Annotated in this window: 23 protein-coding genes; 5 read left to right on the forward strand and 18 right to left on the reverse strand. The window is 53.5% G+C overall.

What is annotated here, in order from left to right; translation table 11 throughout:
• Positions 1–115 precede the first annotated feature (115 nt).
• The 8 genes from fusA to fkpA all read right to left on the reverse strand — a co-directional run bounded on the left by fusA (position 116) and on the right by fkpA (position 6,423).
• The gene (gene fusA / locus SGR01S_RS20920) at positions 116–2,230 is read right to left on the reverse strand and encodes an elongation factor G (RefSeq protein ID WP_037424923.1); all 2,115 of its coding nucleotides are present in this window, start codon (positions 2,228–2,230) and stop codon (positions 116–118) included.
• Positions 2,231–2,327: 97 nt separating this feature from the next.
• Positions 2,328–2,798, reverse strand: coding sequence for a 30S ribosomal protein S7 (gene rpsG / locus SGR01S_RS20925; protein ID WP_012147229.1), 471 nt, complete (start codon positions 2,796–2,798; stop codon positions 2,328–2,330).
• Between the two features lie 96 nt (positions 2,799–2,894).
• Positions 2,895–3,269: a 30S ribosomal protein S12 gene (rpsL, locus tag SGR01S_RS20930; RefSeq protein ID WP_004930426.1), complete on the reverse strand. Its 375-nt coding sequence runs from the start codon at positions 3,267–3,269 to the stop codon at positions 2,895–2,897.
• Positions 3,270–3,411: 142 nt separating this feature from the next.
• Positions 3,412–3,699: a sulfurtransferase complex subunit TusB gene (gene tusB, locus SGR01S_RS20935; RefSeq protein ID WP_037424926.1), complete on the reverse strand. Its 288-nt coding sequence runs from the start codon at positions 3,697–3,699 to the stop codon at positions 3,412–3,414.
• A gap of 9 nt (positions 3,700–3,708) precedes the next feature.
• On the reverse strand, positions 3,709–4,068 hold the full coding sequence (tusC, locus tag SGR01S_RS20940) for a sulfurtransferase complex subunit TusC (protein WP_061808483.1): 360 nt from the start codon (positions 4,066–4,068) through the stop codon (positions 3,709–3,711).
• An 8-nt stretch (positions 4,069–4,076) separates the two neighbouring features.
• Entirely contained in the window at positions 4,077–4,466 is a 390-nt protein-coding gene (gene tusD, locus SGR01S_RS20945; RefSeq protein WP_061808484.1) for a sulfurtransferase complex subunit TusD, read from the reverse strand.
• Positions 4,466–5,188, reverse strand: a complete 723-nt coding sequence (locus tag SGR01S_RS20950; protein WP_037424932.1) for a helix-turn-helix transcriptional regulator — start codon at positions 5,186–5,188, stop codon at positions 4,466–4,468. Before SGR01S_RS20950 ends, tusD begins: the two co-directional genes overlap by 1 nt.
• A 401-nt stretch (positions 5,189–5,589) precedes the next feature.
• Entirely contained in the window at positions 5,590–6,423 is an 834-nt protein-coding gene (gene fkpA, locus SGR01S_RS20955) for an FKBP-type peptidyl-prolyl cis-trans isomerase (protein ID WP_037424935.1), read from the reverse strand.
• A gap of 369 nt (positions 6,424–6,792) precedes the next feature.
• On the opposite strand from fkpA, the gene SGR01S_RS20965 reads away from it, so the two are divergent.
• Entirely contained in the window at positions 6,793–7,020 is a 228-nt protein-coding gene (locus SGR01S_RS20965) for a SlyX family protein (protein WP_037424940.1), read from the forward strand.
• 58 nt (positions 7,021–7,078) lie between these two features.
• On the opposite strand, the gene slyD is transcribed toward SGR01S_RS20965, so the two are convergent.
• The 4 genes from slyD to kefG form a co-directional block, all read right to left on the reverse strand.
• The gene (gene slyD, locus SGR01S_RS20970) at positions 7,079–7,669 is read right to left on the reverse strand and encodes a peptidylprolyl isomerase (protein ID WP_037424943.1); all 591 of its coding nucleotides are present in this window, start codon (positions 7,667–7,669) and stop codon (positions 7,079–7,081) included.
• 122 nt (positions 7,670–7,791) lie between these two features.
• Positions 7,792–7,995, reverse strand: a complete 204-nt coding sequence (locus tag SGR01S_RS20975; protein WP_012147237.1) for a YheV family putative zinc ribbon protein — start codon at positions 7,993–7,995, stop codon at positions 7,792–7,794.
• A gap of 14 nt (positions 7,996–8,009) precedes the next feature.
• Positions 8,010–9,818, reverse strand: a complete 1,809-nt coding sequence (kefB, locus tag SGR01S_RS20980) for a glutathione-regulated potassium-efflux system protein KefB (protein ID WP_037424946.1) — start codon at positions 9,816–9,818, stop codon at positions 8,010–8,012.
• Between the two features lie 2 nt (positions 9,819–9,820).
• Complete coding sequence (gene kefG, locus SGR01S_RS20985) at positions 9,821–10,372, reverse strand: glutathione-regulated potassium-efflux system ancillary protein KefG (RefSeq protein WP_037424948.1); 552 nt, start codon at positions 10,370–10,372, stop codon at positions 9,821–9,823.
• Between the two features lie 133 nt (positions 10,373–10,505).
• Here kefG and SGR01S_RS20990 point away from each other — a divergent pair, with 133 nt between their 5' ends.
• A complete protein-coding gene (locus tag SGR01S_RS20990; protein ID WP_061808486.1) occupies positions 10,506–12,419 on the forward strand; it encodes an ABC transporter ATP-binding protein in 1,914 nt (637 codons plus the stop codon).
• Between the two features lie 11 nt (positions 12,420–12,430).
• On the opposite strand, the gene tauD is transcribed toward SGR01S_RS20990, so the two are convergent.
• From tauD to SGR01S_RS21020, 6 genes are all read right to left on the reverse strand, one after another.
• A complete protein-coding gene (gene tauD, locus SGR01S_RS20995; protein WP_061808487.1) occupies positions 12,431–13,279 on the reverse strand; it encodes a taurine dioxygenase in 849 nt (282 codons plus the stop codon).
• Positions 13,276–14,112, reverse strand: coding sequence for a taurine ABC transporter permease TauC (tauC, locus tag SGR01S_RS21000; RefSeq protein WP_061808488.1), 837 nt, complete (start codon positions 14,110–14,112; stop codon positions 13,276–13,278). The genes tauD and tauC overlap by 4 nt, the downstream gene beginning before the upstream one ends.
• Positions 14,109–14,876: a taurine ABC transporter ATP-binding subunit gene (gene tauB / locus SGR01S_RS21005; protein WP_061808489.1), complete on the reverse strand. Its 768-nt coding sequence runs from the start codon at positions 14,874–14,876 to the stop codon at positions 14,109–14,111. Before tauB ends, tauC begins: the two co-directional genes overlap by 4 nt.
• A 9-nt stretch (positions 14,877–14,885) precedes the next feature.
• A complete protein-coding gene (gene tauA / locus SGR01S_RS21010; RefSeq protein WP_061808490.1) occupies positions 14,886–15,881 on the reverse strand; it encodes a taurine ABC transporter substrate-binding protein in 996 nt (331 codons plus the stop codon).
• 124 nt (positions 15,882–16,005) lie between these two features.
• Positions 16,006–16,788 carry a PhzF family phenazine biosynthesis protein gene (locus tag SGR01S_RS21015; protein WP_037424957.1) on the reverse strand — a complete coding sequence of 261 codons (783 nt, stop codon included), beginning with the start codon at positions 16,786–16,788 and terminating at the stop codon, positions 16,006–16,008.
• A 10-nt stretch (positions 16,789–16,798) separates the two neighbouring features.
• The gene (locus SGR01S_RS21020) at positions 16,799–17,401 is read right to left on the reverse strand and encodes a LysE family translocator (RefSeq protein WP_061808491.1); all 603 of its coding nucleotides are present in this window, start codon (positions 17,399–17,401) and stop codon (positions 16,799–16,801) included.
• 242 nt (positions 17,402–17,643) lie between these two features.
• On the opposite strand from SGR01S_RS21020, the gene SGR01S_RS21025 reads away from it, so the two are divergent.
• The 3 genes from SGR01S_RS21025 to SGR01S_RS21035 all read left to right on the forward strand — a co-directional run bounded on the left by SGR01S_RS21025 (position 17,644) and on the right by SGR01S_RS21035 (position 19,874).
• Positions 17,644–18,624 (forward strand): hydrolase, encoded by a 981-nt coding sequence (locus tag SGR01S_RS21025; RefSeq protein WP_061808492.1) that lies wholly within the window; start codon positions 17,644–17,646, stop codon positions 18,622–18,624.
• Positions 18,621–18,854, forward strand: a complete 234-nt coding sequence (locus SGR01S_RS21030) for a YheU family protein (protein ID WP_012147255.1) — start codon at positions 18,621–18,623, stop codon at positions 18,852–18,854. The genes SGR01S_RS21025 and SGR01S_RS21030 overlap by 4 nt, the downstream gene beginning before the upstream one ends.
• Before the next feature lie 150 nt (positions 18,855–19,004).
• Positions 19,005–19,874, forward strand: coding sequence for a phosphoribulokinase (locus SGR01S_RS21035; RefSeq protein ID WP_037424960.1), 870 nt, complete (start codon positions 19,005–19,007; stop codon positions 19,872–19,874).

Raw genomic sequence — 19,874 nt, forward strand, 5'->3', positions numbered from 1 at the left:
AACGTTAACGTGCGGTTTGGAACGTTCAAATTTTTCTTTAGACACGGCTATATTCCTTACTCTTATGCTCTCCCCTCATGGAGAGAGCACTGATCAATGTGTTAAACCCGAAAGCTTATTTACCACGGGCTTCAATAACGGCCTGAGCGACGTTGTTCGGCGCATCATCGTACTTCAGGAACTCCATGGAGTAAGAAGCACGGCCTTTGGTCAGAGAACGCAGTTGTGTCGCGTAACCGAACATCTCGGACAACGGAACTTCAGCGTGAATCTGAACGCCAGTAGCGTTAGATTCCTGACCTTTCAGTTGACCACGACGACGGCTAAGGTCACCGATAACGTCACCAGTGTTCTCTTCCGGCGTTTCAACTTCAACCTTCATGATTGGCTCAAGCAAAACAGGTTTCGCTTTTTTAAAGCCATCTTTAAAGGCAATAGAAGCGGCCAGTTTAAACGCCAATTCGGAGGAGTCAACATCGTGGAAAGAACCGAAATGCAGACGCACACCGAGATCAACTACTGGGTAACCAGCCAGAGGACCAGACTTAAGCTGCTCCTGAAGGCCTTTATCAATGGCAGGGATGTATTCCGTTGGGATCACACCACCTTTAATGTCATTGATGAACTCGTAACCTTTCGGATTTGAGCCCGGCTCCAGTGGGTACATGTCGATAACAACATGACCATACTGACCACGACCACCAGACTGCTTGGCGTGTTTACCTTCGATGTCGGTAACTTTCGAACGAATCGCTTCACGGTAAGCAACCTGTGGTTTACCCACGTTTGCTTCAACGTTAAATTCGCGACGCATACGGTCAACCAGGATGTCCAGGTGAAGTTCACCCATACCTGCGATGATAGTCTGACCAGATTCTTCGTCAGTCCATACGCGGAATGATGGGTCTTCCTTCGCCAAACGACCCAGAGCCAGACCCATTTTTTCTTGGTCAGCTTTGGTTTTTGGTTCAACTGCAACGGAGATTACCGGCTCAGGGAACTCCATACGCTCCAGAATGATCACGTGGTTTGGATCACACAGAGTGTCACCGGTAGTTACGTCTTTCAGACCGATAGCTGCAGCGATGTCGCCTGCACGAACTTCTTTGATCTCTTCACGCTTGTTAGCGTGCATCTGAACGATACGGCCCAGACGCTCACGCGCAGCCTTCACGGAGTTCAGAACGGTGTCACCGGAGTTAACGATACCGGAGTACACGCGGAAGAACGTCAGGTTACCCACGAATGGGTCGGTAGCAATTTTAAATGCCAACGCAGCAAACGGTTCTTCATCAGTAGCGTGACGCTCAGCTGGAGTATCTTTGCCGTCGTCCAGGATACCGTTGATTGCAGGAACGTCAGTTGGAGATGGCAGGTAATCAATTACCGCATCCAGCATTGCCTGCACGCCTTTGTTTTTAAAGGCGGAACCACAAGTAACCAAGATGATTTCGTTGTTCAGCACGCGCTGACGCAGAGCTTTCTTGATTTCTTCCTCGGTCAGCTCTTCGCCGCCCAGGTATTTGTCCATCAGCTCATCTGAAGCTTCAGCTGCAGATTCAACCAGGTTCTGGTGCCATTCAGCAGCCAGTTCTTGCATGTCTGCAGGGATCTCTTCGTATTCGAAGGTCACGCCAGCATCAGCTTCGTTCCAGTTGATAGCTTTCATTTTCACCAGGTCAACAACACCGGTGAATTTCTCTTCCGCGCCGATTGCCAGTTGCAATGGAACTGGATTCGCGCCCAGACGAGATTTGATCTGACCAACAACTTTCAGGAAGTTAGCACCCATGCGGTCCATTTTGTTAACGAACGCGATGCGTGGAACTTTGTATTTGTTAGCCTGACGCCATACGGTTTCAGACTGCGGCTGAACACCACCAACAGCACAGTAAACCATTACCGCACCATCAAGAACACGCATGGAACGTTCTACTTCGATGGTGAAGTCAACGTGCCCTGGGGTGTCGATGATGTTTACGCGGTGCGGCTCGAACTGCTTGGCCATACCAGACCAGAAAGCAGTAGTCGCTGCAGAAGTGATGGTAATACCACGCTCCTGCTCCTGTTCCATCCAGTCCATGGTGGCTGCGCCATCATGAACTTCACCGATTTTGTGGTTTACACCGGTGTAGAACAGAATACGTTCGGTAGTGGTCGTTTTACCGGCGTCGATGTGGGCGCTGATACCGATGTTACGATAGCGCTCAATGGGTGTTGTACGAGCCATTTGATTCCTCTATTGCCTTAGGCGTTCAAGTTCAGTTAACCCAAGCGGGTTGGCTTCTTGAAGCGCCCGCTTGGTTAGCATAACTACTGCGTGGCAATTACCAGCGGTAGTGGGCGAACGCCTTGTTAGCTTCGGCCATACGGTGAACGTCTTCACGTTTCTTAACAGCAGAACCTTTGTTCTCAACTGCGTCAGAAAGCTCGTTCGCCAAGCGCAAAGCCATGGATTTATCACCGCGTTTACGAGCAGCATCAACGATCCAGCGCATTGCCAGAGCATTACGACGGACCGGGCGAACTTCAACTGGTACCTGATAAGTAGAACCACCAACGCGGCGAGACTTAACTTCTACAGTCGGGCGCACGTTGTCGAGAGCTACTTCGAAAGCTTCCAGGTGATCTTTACCAGAACGCTGAGCCAGGGTCTCCAGCGCGGTATAGACGATTGCTTCTGCAGTAGATTTTTTACCATCTACCATCAGGATATTTACAAATTTGGCCAACAGTTCGGATCCGAACTTAGGATCTGGAAGGATTTTACGTTGGCCGATTACGCGACGACGTGGCATGGAAATACTCCGTTGTTAATTCAGGATTGTCCAAAACTCTACGAGTTTATTTTGACATTAAAGTGAAAATGTTTGGCCTTACTTAACGGAGAACCATTAAGCCTTTGGCTTCTTCACGCCGTACTTGGAACGAGCTTGCTTACGGTCTTTAACACCGGAGCAGTCAAGTGCACCACGAACGGTGTGGTAACGCACACCTGGCAAGTCTTTTACACGACCGCCACGGATCAGGATCACGGAGTGTTCCTGCAGGTTATGACCTTCACCGCCGATGTAGGAGGTAACTTCAAAACCGTTAGTCAAACGCACACGGCATACTTTACGCAGTGCGGAGTTTGGTTTCTTAGGAGTGGTGGTATATACGCGAGTACATACGCCACGTTTCTGCGGGCAGGCTTCCAGCGCTGGAACGTTGCTTTTAGCAGCCTTCACAGAGCGTGGTTTGCGTACCAGCTGATTAATTGTTGCCATTAAAAAGCTCCTGGTTTTTGCTTCGTTTGTTGCTTCGTAAACATGTGATAAATCCCCCCGTATGCACTACTGGCAAAGTACGGGACGCAGAATTTTATGGCTGAGCAGTAGAGGTGTCAAGAAATATACAACATTACTCTCATCACCAAGCCATTTGGCTGCGATGTTTTTCGGTTAATTCAACGAAATGATTATAGCCGACAACAGTAATGCTGTGCGAAAAATGACCAACCAAACCTCTGGCTTCCAGGTCGTTCTGCAGCGCATAAAGGGATATGGGGGCGTTGAGTAGCAATTCAAGGTGCGCGCTGCCGGCCAAGCCAGCCAGCACACCATCCTGTAATAACAGCAAGTCATCACCTGGGGCGGCTAGGCGCAACAATGCAGGTAAATCACATTGTGTGGGGGAACGGCTAAGGGTAAACAGCATCAGGATTTCCTAAAAAGTCATCACCACATCATAACTGGCCAACTGCTGGCGCAACGCATCCGGTGCCAGTACTTCCGCATCCAATACCCAGCCGGTCACCTGGCCCAAACCGCGTTCCTGCAAAGATGCCTGACACAGATAGCACTGCTCAACGTCGTACAGTGGCAACACACCAAAGGTCGCAATGTAATTGCGAGCCAGAATCTTTTCCGGCTGCTGCCCCGGCAAAAGCTGTAATACGCCGTCACCAATAAAAAACACACCCACTTCTTCGCTCAACGCGGAAGTAGCCAGCAATGCATCCAGCCCTTCCCTGCCACCGGCATTGCCATGAGGACTCTGGGTAAAAACAAAAGCGACTCGTTTCATAAATTCTCTCAGAACTGGACCAAACGGTCACAGCTCAGCGAAGCCTCCGCCAATGAGCCCAACCCGCTGAGGATGAAACCCGGCTGTAGATTAGCAGTAGCCAGCCCTTGCTGCGCAGCCTCTTGTTCGTCGGTCACACCACGCCTCAGAGCAGCTGCCACACAAACATTGAGTGCAATACCGTGCTGTTGTGCCAACTGCGCCCAGCCCCGGACCAAATCGAACTCATCACCGGCGGGAGCTGTCAGTTGATTAGCGTTCAACACGCCTTCACGGTAAAAAAACACGCTGGAAAGGCGGTGCCCTTTCGCTAAAAGAGCAAGTGCAAATTGATAGGCACTGCTAGCCTGCTGGGTACCATACGCCGGGCCCGTGACCAAAAGACAGTAATCCAGCATCAGCGTTCGGTTCCCAACAGATCGCCGCTTTTGAACTGGCGAATGTACAGGTACACGGTGTGTTTGGAGATATTCAGCCGATCCGCCACTTGGTTAATCGCGTCCTTGATATCAAAAATACCCTTCTCGTAGAGGTTCAGTACCACTTGGCGATTTTTCGCATTGTTGGAGACATTACGATCGGCATTCACTTCTTCAATGGTGAACTCCAGCGTTTGCGCCACCAAATCGTCGACAGAAGACGCAAAGTTGACCGACGGGGCGACATCTTGAGTTTCCGGCGGCATGAAGGTCTGCATGACTTGGGAGAAGGGAACATCGAGGTTCATGTTAATACACAACAAGCCAATCACTCGCTGCTCACGATTGCGAATGGCGATAGTTACCGACTTCATCAGCACACCGCTCTTGGCACGGGTAAAATAGGCTTTCGACACGCTGCTATCGTCGCCAGCCATGTCGTGCAGCATACGCAGCGCCAGATCAGTGATCGGCGAACCGATTTGCCGACCGGTATGCTCACCGTTAGCGATACGCACCGCTGAGCATTTCAAATCTTCCAGTGCGTGCAGCACAATTTCACAATGCCCACCGATTAGCATCGCCAGGCCATCAACAACGGCTTCGTAAGACTTTAGAATTTCATGATCCGTTTGAGTAAACGGACGTTCGTTCAGCAAATCAAGTTCGCTGGCTTCGCTGGATAAAAGCGAATTAGACATCGAAAATACCACCCTCAAAGATCGCCTGTGCCAGGGGGCGCAGCTAAAACTGCTCGTGCAGGCTACCTTCCACAGGCGGCGCACCCTTGGGATGAAACGGGGTGGGCTGGCTGATATCAGTCTGAAACAGCACGACGAACGTCCGCAGGCCAAAACGACCAGGAACAGTTTTAGGTACACGCCCTAAGGGGCAGGCGCATGACTTATAAGCCCGGATTATTAGTCTAGCAAAACAGCCAGAGTAAAGTCCTTGCGTTTGCGCGTGGTATTGACGTTAAGCCCGATGCCCGGCAGGCGTCAAGCGATCAGTGGGTAAGGAAGTGAAAGTGGTACGTGATTGGGTATGCTTAAATGAACACTGCCGCGAAGAATATTTGCGGCAGTGAGGTACTCAGACTGGCTTATTGCGCTTTAGCATCAGCCGCTGCGTCAGCTGGCTTCTCAGCCTTGGCGTCTGCTTTTGGTGCTGCTTTCACGTCCAGCAGCTCAACGTCGAATACCAGAGTGGAGTTAGCCGGAATGCCCGGAACGCCAGTTTTACCGTAGGCCAGTGCCGGTGGGATAACCAGCTTGATTTTGCCGCCTTTCTTGATGTGTTTCAGGCCTTCAGTCCAACCTGGAATCACACCGTCCAAACGGAATGACAGTGGTTCGCCACGGGTGTATGAGTTATCGAACTCGGTGCCGTCGGTCAGGGTACCCTTGTAGTTCACCACAACGGTATCGCTGTCTTTAGGCGCAGCACCAGTACCTGGTTTCTCTACCTGATACAGCAGGCCAGACTCGGTTTTCTTCACGCCTTTTTCTTTAGCGAAGGTGTCACGGTACTTGGTGCCTTTTGCTTCGTTATCTTTCGCGTCCTGCTCCATCTTCGCCTGAGCGGATGCCTTCACGCGAGCTTCAAAGCTCTGCAGTGTTTTTTCGATATCTGCGTCGTTCAGTTTGCTCTTGTTAGCAAAAGCGTCTTGAACGCCTGAGATTAACTGGTCTTTGTCCAGTTTAATGCCCAGCTTTTCTTGCTCTTTCAGCGAGTTATCCATGTAACGACCCAGTGACGCACCCAGTGCGTAAGCCGCTTGTTCGTCATCGCTCTTGAACTTGCCAGTGCTTGGCGCCGCGTCAGCAGCTTTAGCCGCTTCTGCTGGTTTAGCTGCATCAGCAGCCATGACGTGGGTCGCATTCAGAGCAAAAGCCATGGTGGTTGCCAGAAGCGTGACTTTAAACAAAGATTTCATCCATTTCTCCAGTGTCTGAAGCGGTGCCCCAAACAATCATTAAGTAAGATAACCGGGCTACTATAGCTGTCCGAAAGAAAACAAAACAGTCACACAGGTAACCAATCGAGTCAAAGTGTGACTCCAGCTTTAAACAGAAGTTTCCTTTTATGTGCTACCCATATGATAAATCAGATTTTTCCTTCATCCTGCATCTCAACAGTAACAAATACCGTCAGGGCAAGCGCTCTATTTTTCAGCACTTTACACAGGACCCTCGCGCTTTCACAAAGCTGCCTCACCGAGTGAATGAAATAGCACAGCGCAAAGCCAGCGGCAGCTGTTACCATAGTGCCAGATTCAGCATTAAACCGCGTCAGAGGTAGCATTATGCACAACGCCGAGAACCAAAGCCTGTTACTGAGGCTAGAAGAGCTGGAGACCCGTCAGGCCTTCCAGGAAGTCACCATTGAAGAGCTCAACCAGACCGTGGTCCAGCACCAGCTTGAAATGCTAAAATTGCAAGAACACCTGCGCGTGCTGACCGATAAACTGCGCTCGACTCAAACGTCGATGATCGCCTCGCAGTCTGAAGAAACTCCGCCGCCGCATTATTGATCAACAATAAAAAAGGGCCGCCCCAGGGCCGCCCTTTTTTGCTGCTACTGCGCTGCGATTAGTGGCAGCCGCAACCGCCGTTACCACAACCGCCTTTCTTAGCTTGGTCATGTGCATGGTCATGATCGTGATCATGGCCATGACCACCGCAGCAGCCGTCACCGTGTTCGTGGTGATGGTCGTGCTCGCCGTGTACGTGACCGTGCGCCAGTTCTTCAGCGGTAGCTTCACGAATCGCGACAACTTCCACGTTGAAGTTCAGGTTCTGACCTGCCAGCATGTGGTTACCGTCAACCACCACGTGATCGCCGTCCACTTCGGTGATTTCAACTGGAACTGGACCCTGATCGGTATCAGCCAGGAAACGCATACCCACTTCCAACTCGTCAACGCCCATGAAGACGTCTTTAGGCACGCGCTGAACCAGGTTTTCGTCGTAGTTGCCGTACGCATCGTTAGCGCCAACATTCACGTCAAAACGATCGCCCGCTTCGTGGCCTTCGAGTGCTTTTTCCAGACCTGCAATCAGAGAACCATGCCCATGCAGATAGTCCAGCGGCGCACTCACCGGAGACTCATCAACCAAAACACCGTCTTCTGTACGTACTTGATAAGCCAGGCTGACCACCAAGTCTTTTGCTACTTTCATGATATCTCCTACCGTTGGATACTTGGACACAACCGTCATGGGGGCTGCGCCTTTACCGGACAGATTGTATCGGAAATCTGCCCCGCTGTACCCTCCAGCATAAAAAAACGCGCTCGATAACGCTACTCCGGATGGAAAATACCGATCACCTGCTCCTGTGGCCGGACGTGCTTTTCCACCTGTTCTTCGGTCTGCCGCTGATGATGGCCGCACTTAACGCACTCCACCACTTCGACCTGGTCTTCACGCCAAACTGCCAGCGTATCCATAGCCTTACAGCTCGGACAGACCGCCCCGGCGATAAATCTTTTACGTGTTGCAGACATCTCAGTGCTCCAAATTATTCGTATTCATCCCAGCCGTCGAACTGGCGACTCTCTTTTTGCATTTCTCGGTGGAAAAGTTCTTCCAACTCACGCCGCGCTTCTTTCACGCGGGAAATCTGCGCCACATCGCCATGATGCGGTGGCATCAACTCACGCAACATGCGCATGTCCAGCCGGCGAAAATGCTGTTGCGCACGGTAAGCCTGATGTGGATGCATGCCTAACTCGGTGAGTGCTTTGCGTCCTAACTCCAGCGCACTGGAGAAGGTTTCACGACTAAACTGCTTAACCCCTGCCTGCAACAGCTCGTGCGCCTCCACACGACCACGTGCACGCGCCAAAATACTCAGCTCGGGAAAATGCTGCTGGCACAGGCGCACAATCTCCATGGTGTCTTCCGGCTCATTACAGGTGATCACAATCGACTTGGCCTTCGCTGCACCAGCTGCACGCAGTAATTCCAGTTCAGTGGCGTCACCGTAATACACCTTATAACCGTAGCGACGCAGTACACCGACGGCACTGACGTCACGTTCCAAGACGGTAATGCGCATCTTATTGGCCATCAGCAGTCGGCCAATCACCTGACCAAAACGCCCGAAACCGACGATGATCACCTGCGGATCGTCATCTTCCACGTACGGTGTCTCTTCGTCTTCGTCTTTGGCGTTATAACGGCGCACTAAAATGCGATCGATAATCTGCATCAACAGTGGTGTGGTCATCATCGACAACGTTACCACCACCAATAGCAAAGCAAGCTGATCTGACTGCAAGACCTTCTGCGCACCAGCCGCCGAAAACAGTACGAAGGCAAATTCTCCGCCTTGGCTAAGCACGCCGGCAAACTGCAAACGCACGGAACTGCGCAGGCCGAAAATACGCGACAGTGTATAAAGCACGCCTGACTTTATCGTCACCAGCACGACAACACCGAGTAACACTTCGAGCAGATGGGTATAGAGTACGCCGATATTTAACGCCATGCCCACCGAGATAAAAAACAGCCCCAGTAACAACCCTTTAAACGGCTCGATGGCGATTTCCAACTCATGGCGGTATTCACTCTCTGCCAGCAACACACCCGCGATAAACGTACCAAGCGCCATCGACAGGCCTAGCGCGTCCATAAACAATGCCGCCCCAAGCACCACCAGCAATGCGGCGGCAGTAAAAATCTCACGGACTCCAGAAGAAGCGATGTAGCGGAACAGTGGCCGCAACAGGAAACGTCCACCGATCAGCATGCCGCCGAATGCCGCCACCTTGAGTGCAATTTGTGCCCAGTCATCACTGCTACCACCAGCACCTGCCAAGATCGGGATCAGGGCCAGCGCCGGGATCACCGCCATGTCCTGGAACAACAGCACCGAGAACCCCAACTGGCCGCCCTCATTACGGTTCATGCCCTTCTCGCGCATTAGCTGCAACGCCATGGCGGTTGACGACATCGCCAGCCCGATACCGCCTATCACAGCGGCCTGCCAGGCAAAATGAGTCAGATAAAGCAGAGCCCCCAGCACCGCGGCGGTAATCAGCACCTGCCCGGCACCGACACCAAAAATGGAACGCCGCAGCTCCCACAACTTGCTCGGATTTAGTTCCAGCCCGATGATAAACATCAGAAACACCACACCTAACTCGGAAAAGTGCAGGATCTCGTCAACATCACGGATAAAGCCCAGCCCCCAGGGGCCGATGGCAATACCGGCGATCAGATAGCCCAAGACCGCACCAATTCCCAATCGGCGAGCGATCGGTACCGTAACCACCGCAGCGAACAGAAACAGTAAGATCGCGGTTAATAAGGCGGAGCCTTCCATGTTCACCTCCCTCCGTGTGGCAGCGGATTGCGCAGCCAGTCGCCATATGCCAAGGCATGGCTTTCCAGCACTTCAGGCTTCTGCCTGCGCGCCCAGTACACCAACATCGGCATCAGCCAGTGCATATGACACATCGCAGCAGTCAGTTCGAAAGGACGCAGGATATCTTCCATCGGGTAACGGTTATAACCGCCGGTACGGTAGGCACCCTCAGGCTCACCGGTGGTGATCACCGAACGCCAGTACTTTCCCGCCAGCGCGTTGCCACCGAGGCCGCTGGCAAAGCCGCGCGACAGTACGCGATCCAACCATTCTTTCAACAGCGCCGGGCAACTGTAGGTATAGAGAGGATGTTGAAAAACAATGACCTGATGTTCACGCAACAATTGTTGCTCGTGGTGAATATCAATAAAAAAATCAGGATAGTGCGCGTATAAATCGTGCACGGTGACATGTTCTAACTGCTGTGCCGGTCGAAGCAAAACCCGATTCGCAACCGAGTCCTGGGATTCCGGATGGGCATACAGCAGCAAGACCTTCGGCGGCTGTGACATCATTCCCCTCCAAAGCGTCGTCAGAGTAGCGGTTTTCCGTTACCATGCTCCGCAAAGACTAATAATAGGACAGTCTGTGTCCTGTTAACTTAGAATCAACTCAATTTAACATACTCTGAACATACGGCGCTTTATGATTGTATTCTCCTCGCTACAAATCCGACGCGGCACCCGCGTCCTGTTGGACAACGCCACGGCGACGGTTAATCCAGGTCAGAAGGTCGGTCTGGTGGGAAAAAACGGCTGCGGAAAATCAACGCTGCTGTCATTGCTCAAAGGCGAAATGGCCGCAGACGGCGGCAGCTACACTTTCCCAAGCAACTGGGCTTTAGCCTGGGTGAATCAGGAAACACCGGCGCTGGATGTGCCAGCACTTGAGTATGTGATCGACGGCGACCGCGAATTCCGCCAGCTTGAAGCCGAATTGCAGGTGGCAAACGATAAAAACGACGGCCACGCCATCGCCACACTGCATGGTAAACTGGACGCTCTCGACGCCTGGACGATCCGTTCACGCGCCGCCAGCCTGCTGCACGGCCTGGGCTTCTCCAACGAACAGTTGCTCAATCCGGTACGCGCCTTCTCGGGTGGCTGGCGTATGCGTCTGAACCTGGCACAAGCGTTGGTCTGTCGCTCAGACCTACTGCTACTTGACGAACCCACCAACCATCTGGATTTGGACGCAGTGATCTGGCTGGAACGCTGGTTGAAAAGCTACCCAGGCACGCTGGTGCTGATTTCGCATGACCGCGACTTCCTCGATCCGATCGTCGATAAAATTCTGCATATCGAACAAGAAACCATTAACGAATATACCGGTAACTACTCCTCGTTCGAACGTCAACGTTCAACCAAACTGGCACAGCAGCAGGCGCTGTACCAGAACCAACAGGAGAAAGTGGCGCACCTGCAAAGCTACATTGATCGCTTCCGCGCACAGGCTACCAAGGCCAAGCAGGCGCAAAGCCGTATCAAAATGCTTGAGCGCATGGAGCTGATCGCACCGGCCCACGTCGATAACCCCTTTAGCTTCAGCTTCCGTCAGCCGGAAAGCCTGCCGAACCCACTGCTGCGCATGGAGAAGGTCAGCGCTGGTTATGGCGACAAGGTGATCCTGAACTCGATCAAGCTGAACCTGGTGCCCGGCTCACGTATCGGTCTGCTGGGCCGTAATGGCGCCGGTAAATCCACCCTGATCAAAATGCTCGCCGGTTCGCTGGAGCCGCTGAGCGGTGAGATTGGTTTGGCTAAAGGCATCAAGCTGGGTTACTTCGCGCAGCATCAGTTGGAGTTCTTGCGCGCCGACGAATCCCCGCTGCAGCATCTGAGTCGCATCGCCCCGCGGGTACTGGAACAGCAGTTACGTGACTATCTGGGCGGCTTCGGCTTCCAGGGCGATAAGGTCACCGAAGCCACTGAGCGTTTCTCCGGTGGTGAGAAGGCGCGACTGGTACTGGCATTGATTGTCTGGCAGCGCCCTAACCTGCTGCTGCTCGACGAACCGACCAACCACCTGGATCTGGACATGCGCCAGGCACTGACCGAAGCGCTGATCGACTTTGAGGGCGCCTTGGTGGTGGTCTCCCACGATCGTCATTTGCTGCGCTCCACCACTGACGATCTCTATCTGGTGCACGATGGTCAGGTGGAAGTATTCGACGGCGACTTAGACGACTATCAGCAATGGCTGGCTGACCTGCAACGCCAGGAAAACCAACAGGACGCACCGGACAAAGAAAACAACACCAACAGCGCGCAGGCCCGTAAAGATCAGAAACGCCGGGAAGCCGAGTTCCGTAGCCAGACTCAGCCACTGCGCAAGCAGATCACCAAGCTGGAACAGCAGATGGAGAAACTGGGCGTCGAACTGGCGGCGGTGGAAGAAAAGCTGGCGGACTCCGCACTGTACGACATCAGCCGTAAAGCTGAGCTGACTGAATGCCTGCAAAAACAAAGCCAGACCAAATCCGCACTGGAAGAAACGGAAATGACCTGGCTGGATGCACAGGAGCAGTTAGAACAGTTCACCAACGAGTTTGACCTGTAAGGCCTCTGTCCTTACGCCTTGTAGAAAGGTTTATCCCCCAGAATAGTCGCGCGGTGCATAATGCGCCGCTGCGGCAGATAATCCGCGTTGGCGTAATGCTGCGTCACGCGGTTATCCCAGATGGCGATGTCATTCTCCTGCCAGCGCCAGCGCACCTGAAATTCCGGCTTGGTAATATGAGCAAACAGGAAATTCAACAGTGCATCACTTTCCTTCGGTGCCAGATCGACAATCCGTGTAGTAAACCCCTCATTGACGAACAGTGCCTGCCGGCCGCTGACCGGATGCGTACGCACCACAGGATGCAACAATGGCGGATTTTTCTGTACCGCCAACTGCCAGCGCTGATGTTCTTCCTGACTGCCGCGATGCTTATGTTCCGGGAATGACTTAGTGAAATCATGCTCCGCCTTCAACCCAGCCAACAGCTGTTTGAAGGGCTCAGACAGCGCTTCATAAGCCGCAATGCCGCTGGCCCACAACGTATCACCACCGGTAGAAGGCAGTGTTTTCGCCGCCAGAATCGCCCCCAGCGGCGGGTTTTCGATAAAGGTCACGTCGGTATGCCAGTTATCGTTGTCCGGCGGATTATTGTCATGGGTATCCAGCACGATAATCTCTTTCACATCGGCGGCCTGCGGATAGACCGGGTGGATGTGCAGATCACCGAAGCGACCCGCTAAATTACGCTGCTGTAACGGTGTAATTGGCTGATTACGTAAGAACAGCACTTGGTGTTTTAGCAGCGCATGGTAAAGCTGCTCGAATTGGCCGTCACCGAGCGGTCTTGCCAGCTCAACGTTTTCCACCAGCGCACCGATATAGGGCCCCAATGGGACGATATTCAAACGTTCGTTCATTGTTGTACTCCATGCCACGGGGTCAATCGGCGCTGTAAGGCTCGCAGCCCCAGCTCCAATCCGAATGCAATAACCGCAATTACGCCAATGCCAGCCAGCACCACATCGGTAGCCAGAAACTCACCGGCGGATTGCACCATAAATCCGAGGCCGCGGGTGGCGGCAATCAGCTCCGCGGCCACCAGGGTCGACCAACCGACTCCCAACCCAATACGGATGCCAGTCAAAATCTCAGGTAACGCACTCGGCAGCACAACAAAACGCAGCACCTGCCAGCGATTGGCGCCCAAGGCCCGGGCAGCTCGTACACGGACCTGAGCCACACTGCGCACACCGGCTACGGCCGCCAGTGTCACCGGAGCAAAAATTGCCAGGTAAATCAGCAGTATTTTTGAGGTCTCGCCGATGCCGAACCAAATCACCATCAGCGGTAAATAGGCCAATGGCGGCACCGGGCGATAAATTTCAATCAGCGGATCGAGAATGCCACGCACCGTGTCATTCAATCCCATCGCGATCCCCACCGGGACACCGATAATCACTGCCGCCAACAGCGCCACCAAAATACGTCCCAGGCTGGCGGCCAAGTGTTGCCACAGCGTGGCATCCATAAAGCCTTGCGGGCTGGCGATGGTAATCAGTTGATGCAGCACCTGCTGCGGTGCCGGCAGGAATAACGGGCTGATCAGGTTAAGTGCCGTGACGCCCCACCAGACTGCCAGGACCACCAACAAGGTGGCACTGCTTAGCCAGACATTACGCGGTACGCTAAATCGACGCGGCACAACAACCTGCGGCTGAGCAACCTCTTTGAGAGTGGAATGCAGACTCATAGCAAGGCCTCGCGCTGTTGAAAGACTTTGCCCAGTACATATTCGCGCTGCGCGATAAATTCAGGGTCGGACTTAATCGAACGGCAGGGCTCTCCGTCGGCATAACGTTGGCCAAAGTTAAGCGTCAGGCGTTCCACCACCTGCCCCGGTCCCGGTGACAGCAACAGCAGTTCACTGGCCAGAAACACCGCTTCTTCAATGTCGTGGGTGATCAGCAGCACCTGCTTGCCGGTATCACGCCAAATGGTCAACAGCAGTTCCTGCATTTGCTCGCGGGTAAAGGCATCCAGCGCACCAAACGGCTCATCCAGCAACAACAGGCGCGGATCGGCAGCCAGTGCGCGGGCAATCCCTACCCGCTGACGCATACCACCGGAAAGCTGCCAGATAAAGTGCTGTTCGTAACCCGCCAATCCGACACGTTGCAACATCTCTTGCGCCACCTGACGTCGCTGCTGTTTGCCGACACCGGCCAGTTGCAGGCCAAACTCCACGTTATCCACCACGTTGCGCCACGGCAGTAAACCCTCATGCTGGAACACCACGCCCCGCTCGGCTCCGGGGCCGCTAACGGTCGTTCCATCAAGCGTGATGCTGCCAGCTGAAGGCTCAATAAACCCGGCGATCAAATTCAGCAGAGTGGTTTTGCCACAGCCCGAAGGCCCGAGCACTACCACCAGTTGCCCGGCTGCAATCTGGAAAGAGACATCGCGCAGCGCAGGGCGCCCCTGATACTCTGCTGAAAGGTGATTAACGTTTAGCATTCTGCTCCCTTACGACTGCGGCGCAGCCTGCACCTGTTTCACAAAACGATCGGTGACGTAGGCACTGTAATCGCTGTCGACCTGCGGAATTTTGCCTTGTTGTTTAAGGAATTCCGCAGTATCGCGGATGGCCTTGTCTACCGGCTGACCCAACTGGGTGATCTGCTCCGCTACCGGCAGATAGGTATTCCCCTTCACCAGTATCGGTATCTGTTCTTCCGGCACACCACTCAAGCGGGACAGCGTGCTGAGATTCCCTTTGTCCTTCAGCCACTGATCCGGCTGTGCCAGATACGCTTTTTGCGCATTCAGCGCGCTGGCGGCAAAGGCGGTCACCACTTCCGGGTGTTTTTCGGCAAAGTCTTTACGCACTACCCAAACGTCGAGCGTCGGGGCGCCCCATTGTCCGACCTGGGCGGAATCGGTCAGTACCTTGCCCTGCTTGGCTAATTCATTAACCACCGGTGCCCAGACGTAGGCCCCGTCGATATCACCACGCTGCCAGGCGGCGGCAATGGCTGGCGGTTGCAGATTAAGAATTTTGACCTGTTCAGGCTTGATACCCCAATGCTTCAGCGAGGCCAGCAGGCTGTAGTGAGTGGTTGAGATAAAGGGCACGGCGATACGCTTACCGATCAAATCCTGCGGGTTTTTGATTTCTTTCTTCACCACCAGGGCTTCGGAACTGCCAAGTTGTGAGGCGATCAGGAACACTTCGATAGGGAGTTTTTGGCTGGCGGCTACCGCCAGTGGACTGGAGCCAATATTACCGATCTGCACGTCGCCGGAGGCCAACGCACGCAGCACGCTGGATCCGCTGTCGAATTTACGCCAGTCAACGGTAGCACCGGACTGTTTGGCGAAGCTGTTTTCCGCCTGCGCCACCTTGGCTGGTTCCGCCGACGTCTGATAAGCCACGGTCACGTCCACCGCATAGGCGCTGGCTGCGCTGAGTGACAACACCAAAAGTGCCGCGCTGCGTAATGAAAAGAATTTGCTCGCCATGGTCCGCTCCGATGATAAAAGTCTGTTCCGTTGCTGACAGTTTTATCTGAGCGGTGACGAGCTATAAAAGAATAAAAAAAACTTCGTTATTACCCTGGGGAATATGAATGTCAGAAAATGCCCATCACGCCAACAACTCCCCACGCAGGAAAACATGAGCATAACCACCAATCAGGGTGCGGTCCCCCTTCAACTCACAGAATAACTCCCCACCACGCACTGAAATTTGCCGTGCCCGCAATTGATGGCGCCCCAGACGGGCGGTCCAGTACGGCATCAACGTGCAGTGAGCAGAGCCGGTTACCGGGTCTTCACCGCCGTCGAGGGTGAAGTAGCGGGAGACAAAGTCCACCGTTTCTCCTGGTGCACTCACGATCACCGCGCGGCCTGTCAGCGCAATTAATGCCGGGATATCTGGCTGTATTGCCCGTACTTGCGTTTCATTTTCCAGCACGACCAACAGCGCATTGGCCTGCCACACTTCTTGCGGATGGATTCCCAACAGAGCTGCCAGCCCAGCAGGTTCTTCGATCTTCTGCGGTGGCCGAGACGGGAAGTCCAGAACCAAACGCTCCCCATCCTCGACGTCGCGTTTAACGTACAAGTCGCCACTCGCCGAGCGGAACCGAATGTCCTGCAATGCCGGGTTCACCGCACTGAACATGACGTGCGCCGCAGCTAACGTGCCATGGCCACAGAGATCGACCTCACGTTGAGGCGTGAACCAGCGGATAGCCGACATATCGCCATCGTCCCAAACAAAGCTGGTTTCCGGCAGGCTCAGCTCATTGGCGATAGCCTGCATCTCAGCGGTCGACAACGGATGCTTCAGCAGGCAAACACCGGCTGGATTGCCACGGAACCCTTCGCCGGTGAAGGCTGCAACGTGAAAGTAATTTTCTGCCATCTGCAATTCCTTAATGCCAGATGAGTAACACACAGGCCGCGGTCAACAGCCCCATAGAAACATTAAAGATGATCCAGGCCTTTTTGCTGCGCAACAGACGGCCAATCACCGTGCCAAATCCCAGCCAAATCACACCAGCGACGATGTTCACCACGAAAATGCCCAGTGAGATTGCCAGAATCGACGTATTGTACTTATCGCCCGCCAGGCTGAAGCTTGCCACCGCCCCCAGTGCCATTAACCAAGCCTTAGGGTTAAGGAACTGTAGCAGCCAACCTTGATACAACCGTATTGGTTTGGGCGGCGCCACGTCGGTTTCCAGCTTTTCATAAGCGGCGGTAGCCACTTTCCATGCCAGCCAAAGCAGGTACAGGCTACCGAGAATTTTCAGCACCAGATGGAGCGCCGGATAAACCAGAATCAGGCTGCCGACGCCGAACGCCACCAGCAGCAAAATGCTTTGCATGCCGAGCATGATGCCAATCATCAGCAGCAATGAACGCATAAAACCAAAGTTGGCGCCGGAAGTCGTCAGTAACATATTGTTTGGGCCAGGTGTGATCGCAGCAACCCACAAGAAGCCTAACATCGAAAGAAATAAACTCGGTTCCATGAGGCGGGTGCTCCTCACCCGGGTGATTTTTTGCAATATACCCGTCATACTTCAGTTGCATCTTTGTGAGCGGTATTCATTCACCCAGTCACTGGCTTTAGTCAGTTTTCGGGGGATTCATTCTATTGCCGTCGCGATGCCACTCGATTTATCCCGGGTATTTGATTGTAAATACGTAGTAGTGAAGCTAACAGCGCACTATTAATCTCACAATAGCCGCCAATAAGATTTTTACTCAGGTTATGCATGAATCCTTTCGCCCTTTGACCGGGGCCAGTAATCCACATTTACAGACGCTACTGCCACGCTTGGTACGCCGCCGTGTGCAGCTAAAACCACACTGGCAACGGCTGGAATTGCCCGACGGTGACTTTATCGACCTCGCCTGGAGCGAAGATCCAGCCCAGGCGACCGGTAAGCCACGCGTGGTACTGTTTCACGGGCTGGAAGGTAACTTCTACAGCCCCTATGCCCACGGTCAGCTCAGTGCCTGGCGTGAAAAAGGGTGGCTCGGCGTGGTGATGCATTTTCGCGGCTGCAGCGGTGTCCCAAACCGTAAGTCGCGTATTTATCATTCCGGCGAAACGGAGGATGCACGCTTCTTCCTGCAGTGGTTACGTACCACCTACGGAGAAGTGCCAACCGCCGCAGTGGGCGTCTCGCTCGGCGGCAATATGTTGGCCTGCTATCTGGCCCAGCAAGGGGAAAATAGTCTGCTGCATGCCGCCGTAGTGGTATCTGCACCGTTGATGTTGGAACCTTGCTCATGGCGGATGGATCAAGGATTTTCACGGGTTTATCAGCGATACCTGCTAGGGCAATTGAAACAAAATGCCACCCGCAAATTATTGCACTACCCTGACACTCTACCGCTCAAACTGACGCAGCTTAATGCATTGCGTCGGATCCGTGACTTTGACGATGCCATTACAGCACGCATCCACGGTTTCAGCGACGCCACTGATTATTACCGTCGTTGCAGTGCCTTGCCGCTGTTGCCGGCGATCCAAACACCGTTGCTGATCATCCATGCCAAAGACGACCCCTTTATGACCGCCGAAGTGATCCCCGACGTCGCCAGCCTGCCACACAATATTGAATACCAGTTGACCGAGTTTGGCGGCCACGTCGGCTTTGTCGGCGGCACGTTGAACAAACCCCATATGTGGCTGGAATACCGTATTCCATCCTGGCTTGCCCCTTATTTGGAAACAACCACGTGATTATCCCCTGGAAAGAACTGGAAACTGAGACCCTTAACAGCCTGATCGAGTCCTTTGTGCTGCGAGAAGGGACTGACTATGGTGAGCACGAGCGCTCGCTGGAACAAAAAGTGGAAGATGTCCGCCGTCAGCTGAAAAATGGTGAGGTGTTGCTGGTGTGGTCAGAACTGCATGAAACCATCAACATCATGCCGCGCGGCCAGTTCCGCGCCGGACAAGAAGAAATTTAGTGCTTATCGGTTCTATGACTGGCGGAAAAAATCAGGTAACAATGAGGGATTGCAAACCAACGCGCAGTATTTTGCCCTTGGCGAAAGGGTGTCAAACAGACCAATAATGATATCTGACACCAGCGCATTCAACACGGAGTGACCAGCATTATGTCCGCCAAACATCCCGTTATCGCAGTGACCGGTTCTAGTGGCGCCGGCACCACCACGACCAGCGTGGCGTTCCGTAAGATCTTTCAGCAGCTCAATATCCGCGCCGCTGAGCTGGAAGGTGACAGTTTCCATCGCTATACCCGACCGGAAATGGACGCTGCAATCCGTAAAGCACGCGATCTTGGCCGTCACATCAGCTATTTCGGCCCCGAGGCCAATGACTTTGGCCTGCTGCAACAAAGCTTTAGCGAGTACGGTACCAACGGCACCGGCCGCTCACGCAAGTATCTGCATACCTACGATGAAGCTGTACCCTATAACCAGGTTCCCGGTACCTTTACCCCTTGGGAGCCATTACCAGCACCGACCGACGTGTTGTTTTATGAAGGGTTGCACGGCGGCGTAGTGACCGAACACAACGACGTGGCAAAACATGTCGATTTGCTGGTTGGTGTAGTACCTATTGTTAATCTAGAGTGGATCCAAAAGCTGATCCGCGATACCGGTGAACGAGGCCACTCCCGTGAAGCGGTGATGGACTCGGTGGTGCGTTCGATGGAGGACTACATCAACTACATCACGCCGCAGTTCTCACGTACCCATATCAACTTCCAGCGGGTACCCACGGTCGACACGTCCAATCCGTTTGCCGCCAAGGCGATCCCTTCGCTGGATGAGAGTTTTGTGGTGATCCACTTCCGCGGCCTGGATCAAATCGATTTCCCTTATCTGTTAGCGATGCTGCAGGGATCTTTTATCTCACACATCAATACGCTTGTTGTACCGGGCGGTAAGATGGGGCTGGCGATGGAGCTGATCATGGCGCCATTGGTGCAGCAACTGCTGGAAGGCAAAAAAATCGAATAA

It is taken from the genome of Serratia grimesii NBRC 13537 (assembly GCF_001590905.1).
Classification (GTDB): domain Bacteria; phylum Pseudomonadota; class Gammaproteobacteria; order Enterobacterales; family Enterobacteriaceae; genus Serratia; species Serratia grimesii.

Bases quoted from the DNA above. Each gene is read 5' to 3' on its own strand.
- SGR01S_RS20990 (WP_061808486.1), top strand. From the start codon at position 10,506: ATGATTGTATTCTCCTCGCTACAAATCCGACGCGGCACCCGCGTCCTG.
- SGR01S_RS21025 (WP_061808492.1), top strand. From the start codon at position 17,644: ATGCATGAATCCTTTCGCCCTTTGACCGGGGCCAGTAATCCACATTTA.
- tusC (WP_061808483.1), bottom strand. From the start codon at position 4,068: ATGAAACGAGTCGCTTTTGTTTTTACCCAGAGTCCTCATGGCAATGCC.
- tauB (WP_061808489.1), bottom strand. From the start codon at position 14,876: ATGCTAAACGTTAATCACCTTTCAGCAGAGTATCAGGGGCGCCCTGCG.
- rpsL (WP_004930426.1), bottom strand. From the start codon at position 3,269: ATGGCAACAATTAATCAGCTGGTACGCAAACCACGCTCTGTGAAGGCT.
- fkpA (WP_037424935.1), bottom strand. From the start codon at position 6,423: ATGAAATCTTTGTTTAAAGTCACGCTTCTGGCAACCACCATGGCTTTT.
- SGR01S_RS21020 (WP_061808491.1), bottom strand. From the start codon at position 17,401: ATGGAACCGAGTTTATTTCTTTCGATGTTAGGCTTCTTGTGGGTTGCT.
- tusD (WP_061808484.1), bottom strand. From the start codon at position 4,466: ATGCTGGATTACTGTCTTTTGGTCACGGGCCCGGCGTATGGTACCCAG.
- SGR01S_RS20975 (WP_012147237.1), bottom strand. From the start codon at position 7,995: ATGTCTGCAACACGTAAAAGATTTATCGCCGGGGCGGTCTGTCCGAGC.
- SGR01S_RS21015 (WP_037424957.1), bottom strand. From the start codon at position 16,788: ATGGCAGAAAATTACTTTCACGTTGCAGCCTTCACCGGCGAAGGGTTC.
- slyD (WP_037424943.1), bottom strand. From the start codon at position 7,669: ATGAAAGTAGCAAAAGACTTGGTGGTCAGCCTGGCTTATCAAGTACGT.
- kefG (WP_037424948.1), bottom strand. From the start codon at position 10,372: ATGTCACAGCCGCCGAAGGTCTTGCTGCTGTATGCCCATCCGGAATCC.
- tauC (WP_061808488.1), bottom strand. From the start codon at position 14,112: ATGAGTCTGCATTCCACTCTCAAAGAGGTTGCTCAGCCGCAGGTTGTT.
- tauD (WP_061808487.1), bottom strand. From the start codon at position 13,279: ATGAACGAACGTTTGAATATCGTCCCATTGGGGCCCTATATCGGTGCG.
- kefB (WP_037424946.1), bottom strand. From the start codon at position 9,818: ATGGAAGGCTCCGCCTTATTAACCGCGATCTTACTGTTTCTGTTCGCT.
- rpsG (WP_012147229.1), bottom strand. From the start codon at position 2,798: ATGCCACGTCGTCGCGTAATCGGCCAACGTAAAATCCTTCCAGATCCT.
- tusB (WP_037424926.1), bottom strand. From the start codon at position 3,699: ATGCTGTTTACCCTTAGCCGTTCCCCCACACAATGTGATTTACCTGCA.
- SGR01S_RS21035 (WP_037424960.1), top strand. From the start codon at position 19,005: ATGTCCGCCAAACATCCCGTTATCGCAGTGACCGGTTCTAGTGGCGCC.
- SGR01S_RS20950 (WP_037424932.1), bottom strand. From the start codon at position 5,188: ATGTCTAATTCGCTTTTATCCAGCGAAGCCAGCGAACTTGATTTGCTG.
- tauA (WP_061808490.1), bottom strand. From the start codon at position 15,881: ATGGCGAGCAAATTCTTTTCATTACGCAGCGCGGCACTTTTGGTGTTG.
- SGR01S_RS20965 (WP_037424940.1), top strand. From the start codon at position 6,793: ATGCACAACGCCGAGAACCAAAGCCTGTTACTGAGGCTAGAAGAGCTG.
- fusA (WP_037424923.1), bottom strand. From the start codon at position 2,230: ATGGCTCGTACAACACCCATTGAGCGCTATCGTAACATCGGTATCAGC.